At 62.1% G+C, this 16,005-nt stretch carries 14 protein-coding genes and 1 pseudogene; 10 read left to right on the top strand and 5 right to left on the bottom strand.

All coding sequences use genetic code 11. The features are described from left to right. Window positions 1-10 precede the first annotated feature (10 nt). From NKH03_RS11375 to NKH03_RS11335, 9 genes and pseudogenes are all read left to right on the top strand, one after another. Window positions 11-1,452: pseudogene (locus tag NKH03_RS11375) on the top strand (multicopper oxidase family protein). A 41-nt stretch (window positions 1,453-1,493) separates the two neighbouring features. Continuing rightward, window positions 1,494-1,934, top strand: a complete 441-nt coding sequence (locus tag NKH03_RS11370; RefSeq protein WP_352968427.1) for a DUF411 domain-containing protein — start codon at window positions 1,494-1,496, stop codon at window positions 1,932-1,934. A 95-nt stretch (window positions 1,935-2,029) separates the two neighbouring features. After that, window positions 2,030-2,557 carry a TlpA family protein disulfide reductase gene (locus NKH03_RS11365; RefSeq protein WP_352968426.1) on the top strand — a complete coding sequence of 176 codons (528 nt, stop codon included), beginning with the start codon at window positions 2,030-2,032 and terminating at the stop codon, window positions 2,555-2,557. A gap of 13 nt (window positions 2,558-2,570) precedes the next feature. Continuing rightward, the gene (locus NKH03_RS11360; RefSeq protein ID WP_352968424.1) at window positions 2,571-2,900 is read left to right on the top strand and encodes a hypothetical protein; all 330 of its coding nucleotides are present in this window, start codon (window positions 2,571-2,573) and stop codon (window positions 2,898-2,900) included. Beyond that, window positions 2,900-3,613: an SCO family protein gene (locus tag NKH03_RS11355; protein WP_352968423.1), complete on the top strand. Its 714-nt coding sequence runs from the start codon at window positions 2,900-2,902 to the stop codon at window positions 3,611-3,613. The genes NKH03_RS11360 and NKH03_RS11355 overlap by 1 nt, the downstream gene beginning before the upstream one ends. 27 nt (window positions 3,614-3,640) lie before the next feature. Beyond that, the gene (locus tag NKH03_RS11350) at window positions 3,641-4,390 is read left to right on the top strand and encodes a hypothetical protein (protein ID WP_352968422.1); all 750 of its coding nucleotides are present in this window, start codon (window positions 3,641-3,643) and stop codon (window positions 4,388-4,390) included. 154 nt (window positions 4,391-4,544) lie between these two features. Further along, window positions 4,545-4,967 carry a hypothetical protein gene (locus NKH03_RS11345; protein ID WP_352968421.1) on the top strand — a complete coding sequence of 141 codons (423 nt, stop codon included), beginning with the start codon at window positions 4,545-4,547 and terminating at the stop codon, window positions 4,965-4,967. A 281-nt stretch (window positions 4,968-5,248) separates the two neighbouring features. Then, window positions 5,249-7,111 (top strand): ABC transporter ATP-binding protein, encoded by a 1,863-nt coding sequence (locus tag NKH03_RS11340; RefSeq protein WP_352968420.1) that lies wholly within the window; start codon window positions 5,249-5,251, stop codon window positions 7,109-7,111. Next, entirely contained in the window at window positions 7,111-9,003 is a 1,893-nt protein-coding gene (locus tag NKH03_RS11335) for an ABC transporter ATP-binding protein (RefSeq protein WP_352883208.1), read from the top strand. Before NKH03_RS11340 ends, NKH03_RS11335 begins: the two co-directional genes overlap by 1 nt. A 216-nt stretch (window positions 9,004-9,219) precedes the next feature. Here NKH03_RS11335 and NKH03_RS11330 read toward each other — a convergent pair whose 3' ends face one another. The 3 genes from NKH03_RS11330 to NKH03_RS11320 form a co-directional block, all read right to left on the bottom strand. After that, the gene (locus NKH03_RS11330; RefSeq protein WP_352968419.1) at window positions 9,220-10,344 is read right to left on the bottom strand and encodes an NAD(P)/FAD-dependent oxidoreductase; all 1,125 of its coding nucleotides are present in this window, start codon (window positions 10,342-10,344) and stop codon (window positions 9,220-9,222) included. Window positions 10,345-10,431: 87 nt separating this feature from the next. Beyond that, on the bottom strand, window positions 10,432-11,973 hold the full coding sequence (locus NKH03_RS11325) for an amino acid ABC transporter permease/ATP-binding protein (RefSeq protein ID WP_352968417.1): 1,542 nt from the start codon (window positions 11,971-11,973) through the stop codon (window positions 10,432-10,434). Between the two features lie 82 nt (window positions 11,974-12,055). Further along, window positions 12,056-12,841, bottom strand: coding sequence for an ABC transporter substrate-binding protein (locus NKH03_RS11320; protein WP_502911087.1), 786 nt, complete (start codon window positions 12,839-12,841; stop codon window positions 12,056-12,058). A 286-nt stretch (window positions 12,842-13,127) separates the two neighbouring features. On the opposite strand from NKH03_RS11320, the gene NKH03_RS11315 reads away from it, so the two are divergent. After that, window positions 13,128-14,216, top strand: a complete 1,089-nt coding sequence (locus tag NKH03_RS11315) for a LacI family DNA-binding transcriptional regulator (RefSeq protein WP_352873696.1) — start codon at window positions 13,128-13,130, stop codon at window positions 14,214-14,216. Window positions 14,217-14,336: 120 nt separating this feature from the next. On the opposite strand, the gene NKH03_RS11310 is transcribed toward NKH03_RS11315, so the two are convergent. Further along, on the bottom strand, window positions 14,337-15,119 hold the full coding sequence (locus NKH03_RS11310) for an ABC transporter ATP-binding protein (RefSeq protein ID WP_352968416.1): 783 nt from the start codon (window positions 15,117-15,119) through the stop codon (window positions 14,337-14,339). A gap of 10 nt (window positions 15,120-15,129) precedes the next feature. Next, entirely contained in the window at window positions 15,130-15,993 is an 864-nt protein-coding gene (locus NKH03_RS11305; RefSeq protein ID WP_502913505.1) for an ABC transporter permease, read from the bottom strand. Window positions 15,994-16,005: the final 12 nt, after the last annotated feature.

Here is a 16,005-nt window from a genome sequence, read left to right as displayed (position 1 = left end):
GGGCTTGAGAGTGAGTATCGATTCCAGTCATTCCATTTCACGCCGCGGGTTCGCCCTCGCGGCGGCGGGCTTTGCTGCGGCCGCCCTGGTGCATCCCGCAACGCCAAGAGCATCCACCGCCGACGAGCGCCGCATCAGGATCGCGCCAGGCCATGCCAACTTCACCGGCCCTGGCGGTCCGCTCCCTCCTGTCTGGACATATGACGGGACGATCCCCGGCCCCATGCTGCGCCTGCGCCAGGGCCGACCCACTCGCATCACCGTCGAGAACGCATTGGACGAGGAAACCACGGTCCATTGGCATGGCATCCGCCTGCAAAACGCCATGGACGGAGTGCCCGGCTTGACGCAGCCGCCGATCAAGCCGGGGACAGATTTCGTCTATGAATTCACGCCGCCCGACGCCGGCACCTTCTGGTACCATCCGCATGCCAACAGCCTTGTGCAGCTCGGCCGCGGGCTCGCTGGCGCCCTCATTGTCGAGGAGATCGAACCCGTTGCTGTCGACCGCGACCTCTTGTGGTTGCTGCAGGACTGGCGGCTTGCCGAGGACGGGCAGGTGGCGCCCGGCTTCGGCAGCGCGATGGACGCTGCGATGTCCGGCCGCGTTGGCAACGTCGTCACCATCAATGGCATGGCGCCGGCCGACCAGAGCGTAAGGGCGGGCGAACGCGTCAGGCTGCGGCTGGCCAATGCCTCGCTCGCCCGCATCATGGCGCTGCGCTTCGAAGGCCACCGCCCGGTCGTCGTGGCGATCGACGGCCAGCCCTGTGATCCGCATGAACCGGAGGACGGCCGCCTTGTTCTGGCACCTGCCATGCGCATCGACGTCGTGATCGATATGCAGGGCGACCCAGGCAAGCGTTACGCGGTGATCGACGATTTCTACGACGGTCTCGCCTACACGCTGAACACGCTTGCCTATCACACCGCATCGCCGCTTCGGACCCATCCTCTCGACACGCCGCCTGGCCTGCCGCGCAACCCGCTGCAGCAACCCGATCTCGCCAGCGCCGAGCGCCAGGAGATCGTCCTGCAAGGCGGCATGATGGGTGGCGGCAAGCTCGCCGGCGTCGGCGGCATGATGGGCATGGCGACACCCGGCATGAAGGGTGGCGCTGCCTGGGCGATCAACGGCATGTCGATGACCGGTGACGGCCACGCCGGCATGGCGCCGCAGTTCACCTTGCCCCGCGGCGCAACCTGTCGTCTCACCATGCGCAACGAAACCGCCTGGTGGCACCCGATGCATGTCCATGGCTTCAGCATGCTGGTGCTTGCGCGCAACGGCTCGACGGTGCCGCACCGGCGATGGCAGGACACGGTGCTGCTGGCTCCCAAGGTACGATCGAATGCGCCTTCGTCGCCGACAATCCCGGCGACTGGATGCTGCACTGCCATGTCGCCGACCACCAGATGGCCGGCCTCATGACGGTGTTTCGAGTGACCTGATTTTCTCGTCAAACAACGTCAAGACAACAAGGAGAACTGCAATGAAACTGACTTATTCCCTCGCCGCCTTCGCAATCGCGATCGCCATGCCGCTGCCGGCTGTCGCGGCGACCATCAACGCGGTGATGTACAAGAACCCGCAATGCAGCTGCTGCGAATCTTATGCCAACTATCTGGAACACAACGGCTTCAAGGTCGACATCAAGCCCGTCAACAACCTGTCCCAGATCAGCAGCGATGCCGGCGTGCCGGCGGACCTCGAAGGCTGCCACACGCTGATGGTCGACGGCTATGTCGTCGACGGCCTGGTGCCGGTCGATATCGTCAAGAAGCTGTTGACGGAGCGGCCCGCCATCACCGGCATCACGCTGGCCGGCATGCCGACCGGTGCCCCCGGCATGGGTGGCGAGAAGGCCGGCCCTTTCATCGTCTACGCCTTCACCAAGGACGGCAAGGCGCCCACCGTCTACGCGACGGATTGAAAGGTAATCGCGATGTCTGCCGATATGTCGGGTTACCCTGCCCGAACCTGGCTCGCCATGACGTTCCTGCGGCTCGAATTGAGGGAACGGCAGCTATGAAGATGGTCGCTCTCGCTCTGTTCGGCGCACTGCTCGCGGTACCTGGACCTGCGACGGCCGGCGAGCCGCCGCAGAATTTTGCTGTTCAGGCGAGCCCGCAGCCGCTTCCGGAGATTCAGTTCCAGGACGGCGATGGGCAACCCAAAACGCTCGCCGATTTTTCCGGTAAGGTCGTGCTGCTCAACATCTGGGCGACGTGGTGCGCTCCCTGCCGCAAGGAAATGCCGACGCTCGACAGGCTGCAGGCCAAACTCGGCGGGCCGGACTTCGAGGTCGTCGCGCTGTCGATGGATCGCGGCGGGCCGGACAAGGTGAAAAGGTTCTTCGCCGAGATCGGCATCGAGCATCTCGCCCTCAACATCGACACGTCGGCCAAGGCGATGTTCGCGCTCGGCGCCTGCGGCCTTCCCATGACATTGCTGATCGACCGCCGAGGCAAGGAGATCGCCCGCCTGATTGGTCCGGCTGAATGGGATGCTCCCGACATGGTCGACTTCATCCGCAGCCATCTTGCTGCCAACTGAGGAGGAATTCACTGTGACCGCTACAGAACTGATCCGAGCCAAGGAGGCCTCGTTCGACCGCAATGTCCTCGCCTCCATTCGCTACTATCTCGGCGGCCGGCGTGGCTTCCTCGCATTGGCGGCGGTCGTGATCGTCGCAGGCCTTGCATTCAACTGGAGCTGGCTGGTCGCGGCGGGCGTCGCACCGCTGCTTCTCAGCGTTTTGCCTTGCGTCGCAATGTGCGCGCTTGGCCTGCACAAGATGACAGGTCGCGCCTGTCCGGCCGAAGACGGTTCCCCCAAAGCGGACGAAGTCACCGATGGTCCGACAACGGTGCCCGCCGATCTGAGAGGCAACAGTTGATGCCAGTCCGTATCCAAGAATGGATGCATTTCCTGCGGTGCCTGATTTCCGTGGCTGCCCTGATCGTGGGCTTCGTCCACGGCGCGCAAGCGCACTCGCTCGAAGAGCTCGACGCCATGCTCCAGGGCGACGAGAAGTATTTCCAGCAGATAGACGAACCCGCGCCCGACTTCACGCTGCGCACCGCAGACGGGCACATGGTGCGGCTGGCTGATCTGCGTGGCAAGGTCATCATCCTCCATTTCATCTACACATCGTGCACGGACGTTTGCCCCCTGCATGCCGAGAAAATCGCCGAAATCCAGAAGATGGTGAACGGCACCCCGACGAAGGGCCAGGCCACCTTTGTCAGCATCACCACCGATCCGACGCGAGACACGCCGAACATCATGCGCAACTACGGGCCAACGCATGGCCTCGACCCCGTCAATTGGTTGTTTCTGACCACGGCCCCGGACCAACCGGAAGATGCCACCCGCAGGCTGGCGGAAGTTTTCGGCCACAAGTTCACCAAAACGAACGACGGCATTCAGGCACATGGCATCGTCACGCATGTCATCGACAAGGAGGGCCGTTGGCGCGCGAATTTCCATGGCCTGGATTTCGCACCGATCAATCTCGTCACCTTGATCAATGCGCTGACCAATAGCATCGAGCGGCCGCATCATGAGCAGGAAGCTGGCTGGCTGGCGAAATTGAAGAACCTTTTCTGAAGCATCATCCGAAGGAAGGAGAACCCTATGATCTATAATTCAGGGCAATTCGGCGGAGTTTCCGGCAAAATGGCCCGTTCCCTCATGCTGGCCATTGCAACGCAGCCGCCAGGTGGCGCCGATCATGGCGGGCTTCGTCGTCGGCGACCAGATTTTCCCGGGCGCGACCGATTTTGCGACGATGAAGAGCCTGGTCGAGCAGGCCAGGGCCGCCAAATGAGCCGGATATCGCACCCCAGTCGACGAAAGGTTCTGGGCGGCATTTTTGGGACCGCCGCGATTATGGGCTTTCTCGAGGATTCGAATTCGATCGCCGCGGAGGACCCAGGTCTGGCGAGCCGCTTCAAAGACCTCAGCGAAAACGGCAACAGCACATGTTCGGCCAAATTTACGGAGTCGATCGCCACCATGCCGCCGACGTCGCGGATCAAGGGCTCTTGCTGCAGCCCGATGGAAATGAAGCGCTATGTCGAGCAGGTCGACGGCCTGGCCAAATACCGCGACATCGCGATGATCCCAACCGATCCATATGATATTCCGGCGGGCATCGCACAGAAGATGATGCCTTACTACGAAGTGCAGCTCAGCGGCGCCGAACAGCAGGCCTATGACCATGCGATGGCAAATTCCGAAGAAAAGGGACCATGCTGTTGCCAATGCTGGCGCTGGAAAGTGTATGGCGGACTGGCGAAATACCTAATCCACGAGCACGGTTTTAACGGCAAGCAGATCGTCGATGTATGGAACCTCTCCGACGGCTGCGGCGGGGCAATGTAAAATTGCCATGGCGTGCTGGCTTGCCGTAACCGGAAGCGCGGAGTTTCTACCGCCGTGCTGGGCTTGGGCACTTCCTCGCATACAAGTACATTCGTCTATGCTAATATATCCTAGTCATGCACAATCGTTCGTGACTAACATGTGGGAGGACGCAATGAAAACCATGAATCGCAGGTCTGCAATTGCTCTCGGTGTGACGGCTGCCGCGATAACGCCTCTGTTCACTTTGGTGGCGTCCGCGAAGGTCAAGAAATACGGCCCGAAGGAAGGCAAGGAGATTGCGCCCGGTGTCAGGGTGGTTGAGGTCGGCACCGGCAACTCCGACATTCCCGCCTACAAGAGCATCGCGATTGTCGACATAGTCTTTCAGCCCGGAGCACATGCCCCTCAAACCGTGATGGACAACGACATGGTCTGCACGATCACTTCCGGCGCGTTCACCATCAAGAAGGCAGACAAGGAATTCAAGCTCAAGACAGGTGACATGTACACCTGCTCCAAGGGCAAGACCGACGAGGCGACGAATACAAGCAAGGAGGTCGGTGTGCATCGTATCGCCGTCCTGATACCTGCCTAGCAACTGGAACTCCGGCCGGACGGTTGGTTGCATCTCGTCCGGCCGTCGCTTGCGTACACCCGGGTGCTTGGCCTCGTCCGGCCAACGCCCTTCAAGATCGGCAGGATTCCGCCGCTGGTGCCGGCCGGATCACAGTCGCATGCTCACTTTCCGTTCAGGCACAGTGCGATACCCGAATTGGCTCTTGAAGGGTCAACTCGGACGCGCGTACCATCGCGCCATCTGAAATGAGTCTGCTTTATTAGTCCGGGCTAACGTCCGGATTGGTTTGGATATTTTCCTTGAACACGCAAGCAATCGGCGGCGCGCCGGAGCGCGGCAAATCGTTTGCCCATGTGGCGGAAGCCTCGTGGGGCAAGGGCCTCGGCACCTTGCTCCGCATCGTGCGCATGACGCTGCGCCATCCCTGGCAGGTCGCCATCACGATCGTCTCGACCTTCATCGCCGCGACGCTGCAGCTTTTCATTCCGCGCCTGCTGGGACGCGCCATCGACCAGGCGCAGGGCGTGATGGCCGCGGGCGCCGGCACTGCTGCGGAGCAGGCGCTGTGGAACACGGCGCTGACCCTGCTCGTCGTCAGCATCCTGCGCGGTCTCTTCACCATGGCGCAGAACTACTATGGCGAGGCCGTCGGCCACCGCACCGGCTATGAACTGCGCCTGGCTTTCTACGAGAAGATCCAGCGATTGAGCTTCTCCTTCCACGACAGGGTCCACACCGGCGATCTGATCACGCTCGGGCTGCTCGATCTCGACGGCGTGCGCATGTTCTTTTCCACAGGCGTCCTGCGCGTCGTGCTGCTCGGCGTGCTGATCGGCGTCGGCGCCTATCTGCTGATCAGCACCGACCTCGTGCTCGGGCTGCTCAGCTTGAGCTTCGTGCCCTTCGTTGCCTGGCGATCCTCTGTCACCCAGCTGGCACTGCGCAGCACCTGGCTGACTTTGCAGGAGCGCCTCTCGGTGCTGAGCCGGGTGATGGATGAGAATCTCGGCGGCATCCGTGTCGTACGTGCCTTCGCGGCGCAGCGGCATGAGCTGGAAAAATTCGATCGCGCCAAGCTGTCGGCGCTGGAGCTTGCCAATCAGCGCGTCGACATCCGCGTCTCGAACACCAGCGCCATGAACTTCTCGTTCCTGGCCGCCATGGGCCTGGTGCTCTGGTTCGGCGGCCAGAAGGTGATCGCGGGCCAGATCAGCGTCGGCACGCTGGCCCAGTTCCTGACCTTCATGACCATCCTGCAGATGCCGGTGCGCCAGCTCGGGCTGATGGTCAACTCGTTCGCGCGCGCCTCGACCTGCGGCACCCGCCTGTTCGAGCTGCTCGACGCCGAACTCGACATCGAGGACGCGCCCGGCGCCAAGGACCTCGTCGTCACCGAAGGCGTGCTGCGCTTCGACAACGTCGGCTTCCGCTATGAGGGCGCGGGCGGACGGCAGACGCTGTCGGGCATCTCCTTCGAGGCCAGGTCCGGCGAAACCATCGGCATTGTCGGCCCGCCGGGCAGCGGCAAGTCGACCATCGCGCACCTGATCCCGCGTTTCTATGACGTCACCTCAGGTGCGATCACCATCGATGGCCAGGACATCCGTGAGGTGACGCTGCAATCGCTGCGCAAGGCCGTCGGCGTCGTGCAACAGGACGCGTTCCTGTTCACCACCTCGATCGAGAACAACATCGCCTATGGCAATCCCTGGGCGCGCGAGACCCGTATCGGGCAGGCCGCCGAGTACGCCCAGCTGCACAACTACATCATCGGACTTCCGGCGGGCTACACCACGGTCGTCGGCGAACGTGGCGCGTCGCTTTCCGGCGGCCAGCGGCAGCGCCTGACCATCGCGCGCAGCCTGATGTTGCGGCCATCGGTGCTGGTCTTCGACGATTCGACCGCGGCAATCGACGCCGGCACCGAGCAGCGGATCCGGGCGGCGATGAAGCGCTTCGCCAGGGATCGCGTCACGCTGATCATCTCGCATCGGCTGAGTTCGCTGATGCATGCCGACCAGATCCTGTTCGTCGAGGGCGGCCGCATCGTCGAGCGCGGCACGCATGAGGAACTGCTGGCGGTCGGCGGACGCTATCGCGCGCTCTACGACCTGCAGCTTCGGCCCGACGATGACCGGCCTGCGGCTATGGGAGCCGCGTAATGTCGACACAGAGCGACGACGACAAGGAAGACACCAGCGGCCGCCCGACCAAGGCCGTCGTCGGCTCGCATCGCGACGAGGAAGAGGTTTTCGGCAAGGCCTACGACCCGCGCATTGTCAGGCGTATCTGGAGCTTCGTGAAGCCGTATCAGAGCCGGATTTTCATCTCGGTCGCCGCGGTGCTGGTGTTCACGCTGACGCAACTGGCGATCCCGCTGGTCATCCGCTACGCCATCGACCACGGCATGACGGCAGGCCGGCTCGACCAGTCGGTGATGATCGCTGCGATCTGCGCTTTCTCAGCGATCATCCTCATCAACTACGCCGCCAGCTATGTTCAGGAAAGCGTCGTCGGCAAGGTCGCCGAGAACGTGCTGTCCGACCTGCGCCGCGCCATGTTCAGCCACTTGCAGCGGGTCTCGCTAAGCTTCATGGACAAGACCGAGGTCGGCCGGCTGATGTCGCGGCTGCAGGGCGACGTCAATTCGATGCAGGAGTTCCTCGAGACATCGGTGATGTCGGTGGGCGACATCGTGCTGTTGTTCGGCATCGTCAGCGTCCTGCTCTGGTTAGATTTCCGGCTCGGTCTGCTGACGCTGTCGACCATGCCGGCGCTGTTCATCGTGCGCCTGTTCTGGCTGCCGCGCGCCAAGGTCGCCTTCATGGCCGCGCACGAGACCAACTCGATCGCCAACGGCGCGCTGGCCGAAGGCATCCACGGCGTGCGCACCGTGCAGAGCCTGGAGCGCCAGCACGTCAATTTCGACCTTTATGACGAGAAGGTGCTGGCCAATCTCAATGCCCATCTGACGTCGGCGAAATACGCGCAGGTGATGGTGCCGATCGTCGACACGCTGACCGGCGTCGCCATGGCGACCGTCATCGTCGTCGGCGGCTCGATGGTGCTCTCGCACAGCCTCGATATCGGCGTCATGGTGGCGTTCCTGTTCTACATCCAGCGCTTCTTCGACCCGATCCGCTCGCTCACCATGCAGTACAGCGTCATGCAGCGCGCCATGGCATCGGGCCAGCGCATCTCCGAAGTGCTCGACGTGCCGGTGGACGTCAGCGACAGGCAAGGCGCGGTGGCGTTGTCGCGCGACATGGACGGCTCGGTCGAGTTCAGGAACGTCACCTTCGGCTACCGGCCGAACCAGCCGGTGCTGAAGAACATCTCCTTCCGCGTCAATCCGGGCGAGACCGTGGCCCTTGTCGGTCCGACCGGGTCGGGCAAGTCGAGCTCGATGGCGCTGGTGCACCGTTTCTACGATGTCTGGTCGGGTGAGGTTCTCGTCGGCGGCCACGACGTGCGTGACCTGACCCAGGATTCGCTCGGCGATCAGGTGGCCATGGTGCTGCAGGAGCCGTTCCTGTTCTCCGGCTCGGTGCTGGAAAACATCCGCTATCACAAGACCGGCGCCAGCCGCGAGGAGGTGGTGCGCGCAGCACAGGCCGTCGGCGCGCACGATTTCATCGAGAACCTGCCCGATGGCTACGACACCGAACTCGAGCAGCGCGGCGGCAATCTCTCGCTCGGCCAGCGCCAGCTGATCAGTTTTGCGCGCGCGCTGGTGGCGGACGCCAAGATCCTGGTGCTCGACGAAGCCACGGCCAGCATCGATTCCTACACCGAGATGCTGATCCAGAAGGCGCTGATAACGCTGCTGGAAGGCCGTACCGGGCTGGTCATAGCCCACCGTCTGGCCACCATCCGCGGCGCCGACCGCATCATCGTGCTGCAGAACGGCGAGATCGTCGAAAGCGGCAACCACGAGCAGTTGATGGCAGGAAAGGGCCTCTACGCCCGCCTCTACAACATGAACTATGCTTCGTTCGACGACATTTCGGAGAGCGAGCTGGAACTGGACGCAGCGGTCGGCAAGGCGACGTGAGCAGTGCCGACACATCGCCGACTGCTCGTGCCTCCCTTGAGAAGAAGACCTGTTTGCGAGATCCTCTGACGTGGCGGTCGAACTGCATGCCGTCCTCGGCGCGCAGGCACAGAAAGCCGGGAATGGAAAGCAACGGGATGATGGCGGTCAACAGAAACGCCTGGTGGAAACGTTCCGACGTCAGGACGTGGTTTTCTCCCAGCAGCATAACGATCTTCAAGAAAACCGAGCTGGCCGAAAGCCTGCAAGGAGCGGGTGCTCTCTTCCGGTAGCAATTTCGTCGGCAAGCAATTCTCCGGCGATTAGCCCAAGCGTTGCCCCGCTGTGGCTGAAGGCGAGGTAGTATCCCTTGATGTCCTTCAACTGGCCGAATACCGGCTCGCCGTCGCCGGGAATCGGTTTGGGACCAACACCGTAGGTTTCCAATTCCAGCTTCGGATGGCCGTCGAGAACCTTTGAGGCTTCGTCGAGAAGCCCCCGAACGGTCGAATCCTTCACGCTATACGTACCGTCCGAATTGACACCCACCTCTTCTTCCGACCAGGCGGAATCGAGCGCAAGAGCTCCGTCCGGCGTCGGGCGGACGGCGACGCGCGGCGTGTTGAGCACGGCCCGAAGGGGCAAATTGACCGGCTTGGTCCTGACCAGCAGCGCGACCGGTGTGCCATCTGCGATATGTTGGCCGGAGGCCGCAACCATTCGCGGTACATCACCGCCGGTCGCCAGGAGGACTGCATCGGCAGGAAAGCCGATGCCGCTTGTCGTCGTGGCGCCAGTGGCACGACCGTCGACGACCGTGACCGTGGCCCTGCCGGCATCAGTGACCAGCCGCCCGCCGCGCTCCACGAATTCTGCAATCAATACATCGATCAGCGACGGCAGGTCGACCCAGCCTTCGCCCGGATTGAAGATGGCCCCCTGGGGCGTGACAGCGCTTGCGGCAGCGCCAGGCGTGACCGATGCTATGGCAACTGCGGACAGGTGCTGTGCGTCATAGCCGAGGCCTTTTTCATGGGCGAAGACATCGGCGATCTCGTTTGAGGCATCGTCCGCATCCCATGTCAGGCCGCCGTCGAAACGCAGCCAGGCGGCATCCGGATATCTCGCGGACAGCGTGCGGTAGCGGTCGATACCGATCATGCGCAGGCGATGATACTCCGCCGATCGCTTGCGCGCGGAATTGAGCCAGGCGAGCGAGCGCCCCGAAGCTCCGTTGGCCAGCGGTCCATAATTGACGAGGATCGTTTCGATGCCAAGCCGCGCAAGATGAACGGCTGTGGAGACGCCGAAAATGCCGCCCCCGACAACGACGACCTTCGAGACCGGATGAGATGTAGCCATGGGATGTTCTTTCAATGTGTAGAGACTGGATTGAGCGGCCGGTGCGAAGGCGTTTCCACGCGTCGCTCGGCCGGGGGATGATGCGGATCACAGCACTTCGGCAAGGAAGTGCTTCAAGCGCGCACTTTTCGGAGTGTCGAAGATCGCAGCGGGCGTGCCGGCCTCGATGACACGGCCCTCATCCATGAAGATGACCTGATCGGCGACCTTGCGGGCAAAACCCATTTCATGGGTCACCACGACCATTGTCATGCCACGCCGGCCAAGGTCCGCCATCAGGTTGAGAACGCCCTTCACCAGTTCGGGATCGAGAGCGCTGGTCACCTCGTCGAACAGGATCACCTCCGGATCCATTGCCAGTGCACGAGCGATTGCCACCCGCTGCTGCTGGCCACCGGAAAGACTGCCGGGACGATGATGTTTGCGTGCGGCAAGGCCAACGTCGGCAAGGCGCGCCTCGGCGATGCGCTCGGCCTCCCGCACCGGAATGTCCTTGACCTTGGTCAGCGACAGCATCACGTTTTCCAGGGCTGTGTGGTCGGGAAACAGATTGAACTGCTGGAACACCATGCCGACACGTCGGCGCAGTTTTTCGGGCTTCATCGCCAGAATGCTCGCGCCATCGAGCAGCACATCACCGCCCTTGGGCTCGACCAGGCGGTTAAGGCAGCGCAGCAGGGTCGACTTGCCCGACCCTGACGGACCGATGACGCAGGTGACGGTGCCGGGTTTGACGATCAGGCTGACACCCTTGAGGACATCTAGGTCGCCATAGGCCATGTCGAGATTGCTGACGGCGAGACTGCCGCCCTTGAACCGGGGAAGCGCCGAGCGGTCTTCGGAGCCGGTCTCCGAAGGGGGGCCGCCGATGGCGCTTTCCAGTTCGCTCACCTCGGCAAGACCGCTGGTGACGAGGCCGGCCTTTTGCTTTCCAACCCGCAGCGAATTGTCGATGTAATTGACCACATGGGTCAACGGCACGGTGATGACGAGATAGAAAACGCCAGCCAAAAGCAACGGCGAGAGGTTTCCTGTGACCACCGCCTGGTCCTGGCCGACGCGGAAAATCTCGCGCTCCGACGCAAGCAATCCGAGGAAATAGACGAGGCTCGAATCCTTTACGTTGCCAATGAACTGGTTGACCAGAGCCGGCAGGACGCGGCGGATACCCTGCGGGATTACGATCAGGCGCATGCCCTGCCCGTAGCTCATGCTGAGCGCCTTGCAGGCTTCCATCTGCCCGCGCTCGACGCTCTGGATGCCCGAGCGGAAGATTTCTCCGATATAGGCGCCGGCGATCAGGCTGAGGGCGAGAATGCCGAGTGGATAGGGCGAAGGCCCGAAGATTTCGCGGCCGATGCGGGCGAAGCCCTGGCCGATCAGCAGAATGGTCACGATCGCCGGGAGGCCGCGGAAAACATCCGTGTAGACCCGGGCCGGAATGCGCAGCCAGAGAGATTGCGAGATGCCCATGACCGCCAGGATCATCCCCAGAACAACACCGAGTACCGTTGACGCGGCCGCAAGGATCAAGGTGTTCCTCAATCCGATGGTGATCATGCTCGGCAGCACATCCGCCATGGCTTGCCAGTCGAGGAAACTGCGACGCAAGTTTTCAAGCCAGTCCATTCGGTCCCCTTTTTCATTGCGCTGTTCGCGCCGCCCAGAGGCGCGCCAGCCGCCGGCCATCAGGGCCGGCGGCTGAGTTCGTTCATTTCTTGGGGAGATATTGGTCAGGCATCGGCGAGCCGGGGAACCACTTCTCATAAAGCGTCTTCCAGGTGCCGTCCTGCATGGCCGCATGAAGGGAGGTGTTCAATGCATCGCGAAGCTTGTCGTTGCCCTTGCGCACGACGAAGCCCGCTGGCGCATCGAAGGAGGGGATGTTAACGGCGATCTTTAGGTCCGGATAGCGGACGCCATAGTCCTTGGCAGCCTCGTAGTCGAGGAAATGGGCGTCGACAGTTCCATTGTTGAGCGCGGAAACGGCGGAGTTGTTGTCGGGGAATTTCACGAGATCCGTTCCGACAAAATTCTTCGCTGCATAGATTTCCTGCAATGTTCCCTGGACGACACCAAGACGCTTGCCTTTAAGCCCGTCAGCCGAATTTATCGCCTTGTCTGCTGTGAGCACCGAGAGATAGCCTGCGAGATAGCCGTCCGAAAAGTCGACAGTCTTCTTGCGCGCTTCCGTCGTACCGATCGCCGCCACCGCCACGTCGAAGCGTTCATTGGCCACCGACGGCATCAGCGCCGAGAACTCCTGACCGGTGAAGATCACCTGATCCGGTTTGAATCCAAGGCGGCTCGCGACATTTCGAAAGAATTCAATGTCGAACCCCGTGAACGTGCCATCCGCCTGGGTGAAAGCATAGGGTTTGGCGTCTCCCATGGTACCGACGCTGATGACTTTCGCATCGATGAGACCATAGGGATTGTCACCCGCCGCGGCCCGCGAAATCAAACCCGCTCCGATGCACACAACCATCAGAGCCATTGCGCCAACCTGGATCGGCGATATCAATGACTTGAGAATTCCAATCCTGCTCATGTCTTCTCTCCACTCTGGGGTTTATTGTTCTTGGCATTTGCGTTGAGCCCGTAAATTTCACGCCTCGCATCGTTCGTCGCCGCCACGGGCTTGCGCGGCCGACAGTCTCCACGCTCTGAGGACTCGTTCATTCGCGTAAGAGACCGGTCTCTTATTGTGTGAGACCGGTCTCTTTGCTAATCGTTATCGCCAGATTGACCTTCCGTCAACAACTCTTGTAGTCGTTCATCCGATGAAAACAACCGCGCCCAAAACCCGGTCGATAACAGTCAGCGACGTCGCCCGCGCGGCGAACGTGTCGAAAGCGACAGCCGCGCGCGTGCTCGGCGGATACGGCGTCGTCAGCGATATGATCCGCGCGGACGTCATGGCCGCAGCCAAGGCATTGGACTACCGTCCGAACGAGCTCGCTCGCAGCATGACAACCGGCAGGTCCGGCATCATCGGGGTGGTGGTCGGCGACATCGAGAACCCGTTCTTCAGCCTTGCGGTGCGCGGCATTAGCGATGCGGCAAAGGCCGCGGGGTTCAACGTCATTCTGGCCAACTCCGGTGAGAAGATCGAGGCGGAAAAGGCAGCTGTGAAGCTGCTGATCGGCAAGCGCGTCGACGGACTGATCGTCACGCCATCGGAATCGCGTGACATCTCGCATCTGCGCGACATCCATCGTTCAGGCCGGCCGCTTGCCCTGCTTGATAGGGCGCTGCCCGATCTGGATGTCGATACCGTCACGGTCGACGATCGCGGCATCGCCATGCGGGCGACCCGCATTCTTGCGGACGCCGGCCACCGCAACATCGCCTATGTGACCGCAGTCGACGCCGAAGGGCATGAATACCGCGATCTCGGGCAAATCTACACCTCGTCGGTTCGCGAGCGTATCGACGGTTTCCTCACCGTGTGCCGAGATGCCGGAATTGATCGGCCGGAAAATTATGTTCGCCTTGGTGCAACAAGCCCCGCCGAAACGCGCAGGGTTGCCGACAAACTGCTGTCCGGGCCAGATCGGCCGACGGCGATCCTTGCCTCCGACAGCGTCATTGCGCTGGAGATCTTCAGGGTGATCCGCCAGCGCGGCTTGCGGGTTCCCGACGACATTTCGCTGATCACCTTCCATGATGCAGATTGGACTAGCGTAACAACGCCGCCCATTACCGTCATTGACCAGCCAGTCTATGCGCTTGGCAAGAGTGTCGCGGAATTGCTCATCCGGCGGTTGAAGGGCGAAATGCGACCGTCGGAGCGGCTCGTCCTGCCAACCGCTATTATCGAAAGGGGCTCTGTGGGGCCGCCGATGATAGGGCCACCGGTGAAGCCCTGACGGGTTTCACCGAGTAAGAGCGATTAGGCGAGGACGCGCAGCAGATGAGACGCCTCTCGATCCTATTCAGACAGACGTTTCACATCCCGAACAGTCGCCCGCGCTCACGCAGTCGCCCAACTACGCCATTTCGGGGCGTTTTGAGCCCTCGCGGATGGCCTTGTGTACGCCGCGCTGTATATCCATGAATGCAGGGCTTTCCATCACCTCTTCGCGGCGCGGGCGCTCGATATCGACGTTGAAGGTCTGCGTGATGCGGCCCGGACCGATCCCCATGACGACGATCCGGTCCGACAGATAGACGGCCTCCTCCACGTCATGGGTGACAAACAGGACGGTCAACCTGTGTTCCTCCCAGATCTGGGTCAGCAGCTCCTGCATCTGATGCCGGGTCAACGCATCGAGCGCGCCGAAGGGCTCGTCCATGAGCAGCATCTTGGGCCGATAGGAAAGCGCACGCGCAATGGCGACGCGCTGTTTCATGCCGCCCGAGAGTTCGGCCGGATAGCGATCGGCACTATCCGACAGCTTGACGAGTTCGAGATGCTCCAGCGCGATGCTGCGGCAGGTCGAGCGATCGTAGCCGGCGGCCTTGAGGGCAAACTCGATGTTCTGCCGCGCCGTCAGCCAGGGGAGCAGCGTGTAGGACTGGAAGACGACGCCGCGGTCGAGCCCCGGCTGCAGGATGGGCGCGCCATCGATGCTGAGATCGCCGGCGTCGAAATCCTGCAATCCGGCCACGATCGACAGCAGCGTGCTCTTGCCACAGCCCGATGTGCCGACCAGGGAGACGAACTCATTGTCGGCAAGATCGAGGTTGATGTCGCGCAGCACTTCCTTACGCCGCTCGCCCGTGCCGAAGCTCTTGTGCAGACCGGCGATCCGCAATTTGGGGGGGCTCATCGACCGTTCCTCATTGCGAGCGGCCCTCTTGCTTGAACAACACCTTTTCCAGCGCCTTCATCACCTGGTCGGTGATGAGGCCGAGCAGGCCAAGCAGCAGGATGTAGCCGATGATGGTGTTGGTCTGGAAATAGCGCTGCGACACGGTGATGCGATAGCCAAGCCCGGAAGTCGCCGCGACAAGTTCGGCCAGCACCAGCCAAGTCCATGCCCAGCCCAGGCTGATGCGCAGCGTATCCCAGATACCCGGCAACGCACTGGGCACGACGATGCGCGTCAGTATCTTGCGATCCGGCAGGCCGAGCGTGCGCCCAAGGCCGATGAAATCGGCGGGAACCCGTTTCACATTGTCCATGATCATCAGCACCTGCTGGAAGAAGGTGCCGATGAAGATGATCAGGAACTTCTGCGAATCGCCGGTGCCCGCCCACAGGATGGAGAGCGGCACGAAGGCAACGACCGGCATGTAGCGGATGAAATCCACCAGCGGCTCGATGGCCGCTTCCCAGGAACGGAAACTGCCGATCAGCACGCCGATCGGTATCGATAGCGCCGAGGCGATGAGGAAACCGATGGAAATGCGGTACATCGAGGCTTTGAGGTCCAGCCACAACGTGCCGTCGCCCGCGAGCTTGGCAATCTGCGTCGCGACGCTGCCCGGGGACGGCAGGAAGATGGGCTTCACCAATCCCAGTCCGGTCGCCGCCCACCAGGCAAGGCCAAGCCCGACAAAGACAGCCACGGCGATCGTCAGGAAACGCGACCTGACGATGGGCACGCCGATCCCGGAGGATCGGCGGCGCCTCGCCGGTTTCACGGCCGGTCCCGGTGGGGGACGAGCCGGATCCGTTTGAGCGGGACGCTCCCCGGACATTCGCGTCACCAC

The sequence above is a fragment of the Mesorhizobium sp. M1406 genome (genome assembly GCF_040317555.1).
GTDB lineage: Bacteria > Pseudomonadota > Alphaproteobacteria > Rhizobiales > Rhizobiaceae > Mesorhizobium.
Note: the sequence above shows the minus strand (reverse complement) of the source record. Positions and strands in the feature narration are given on the sequence as shown.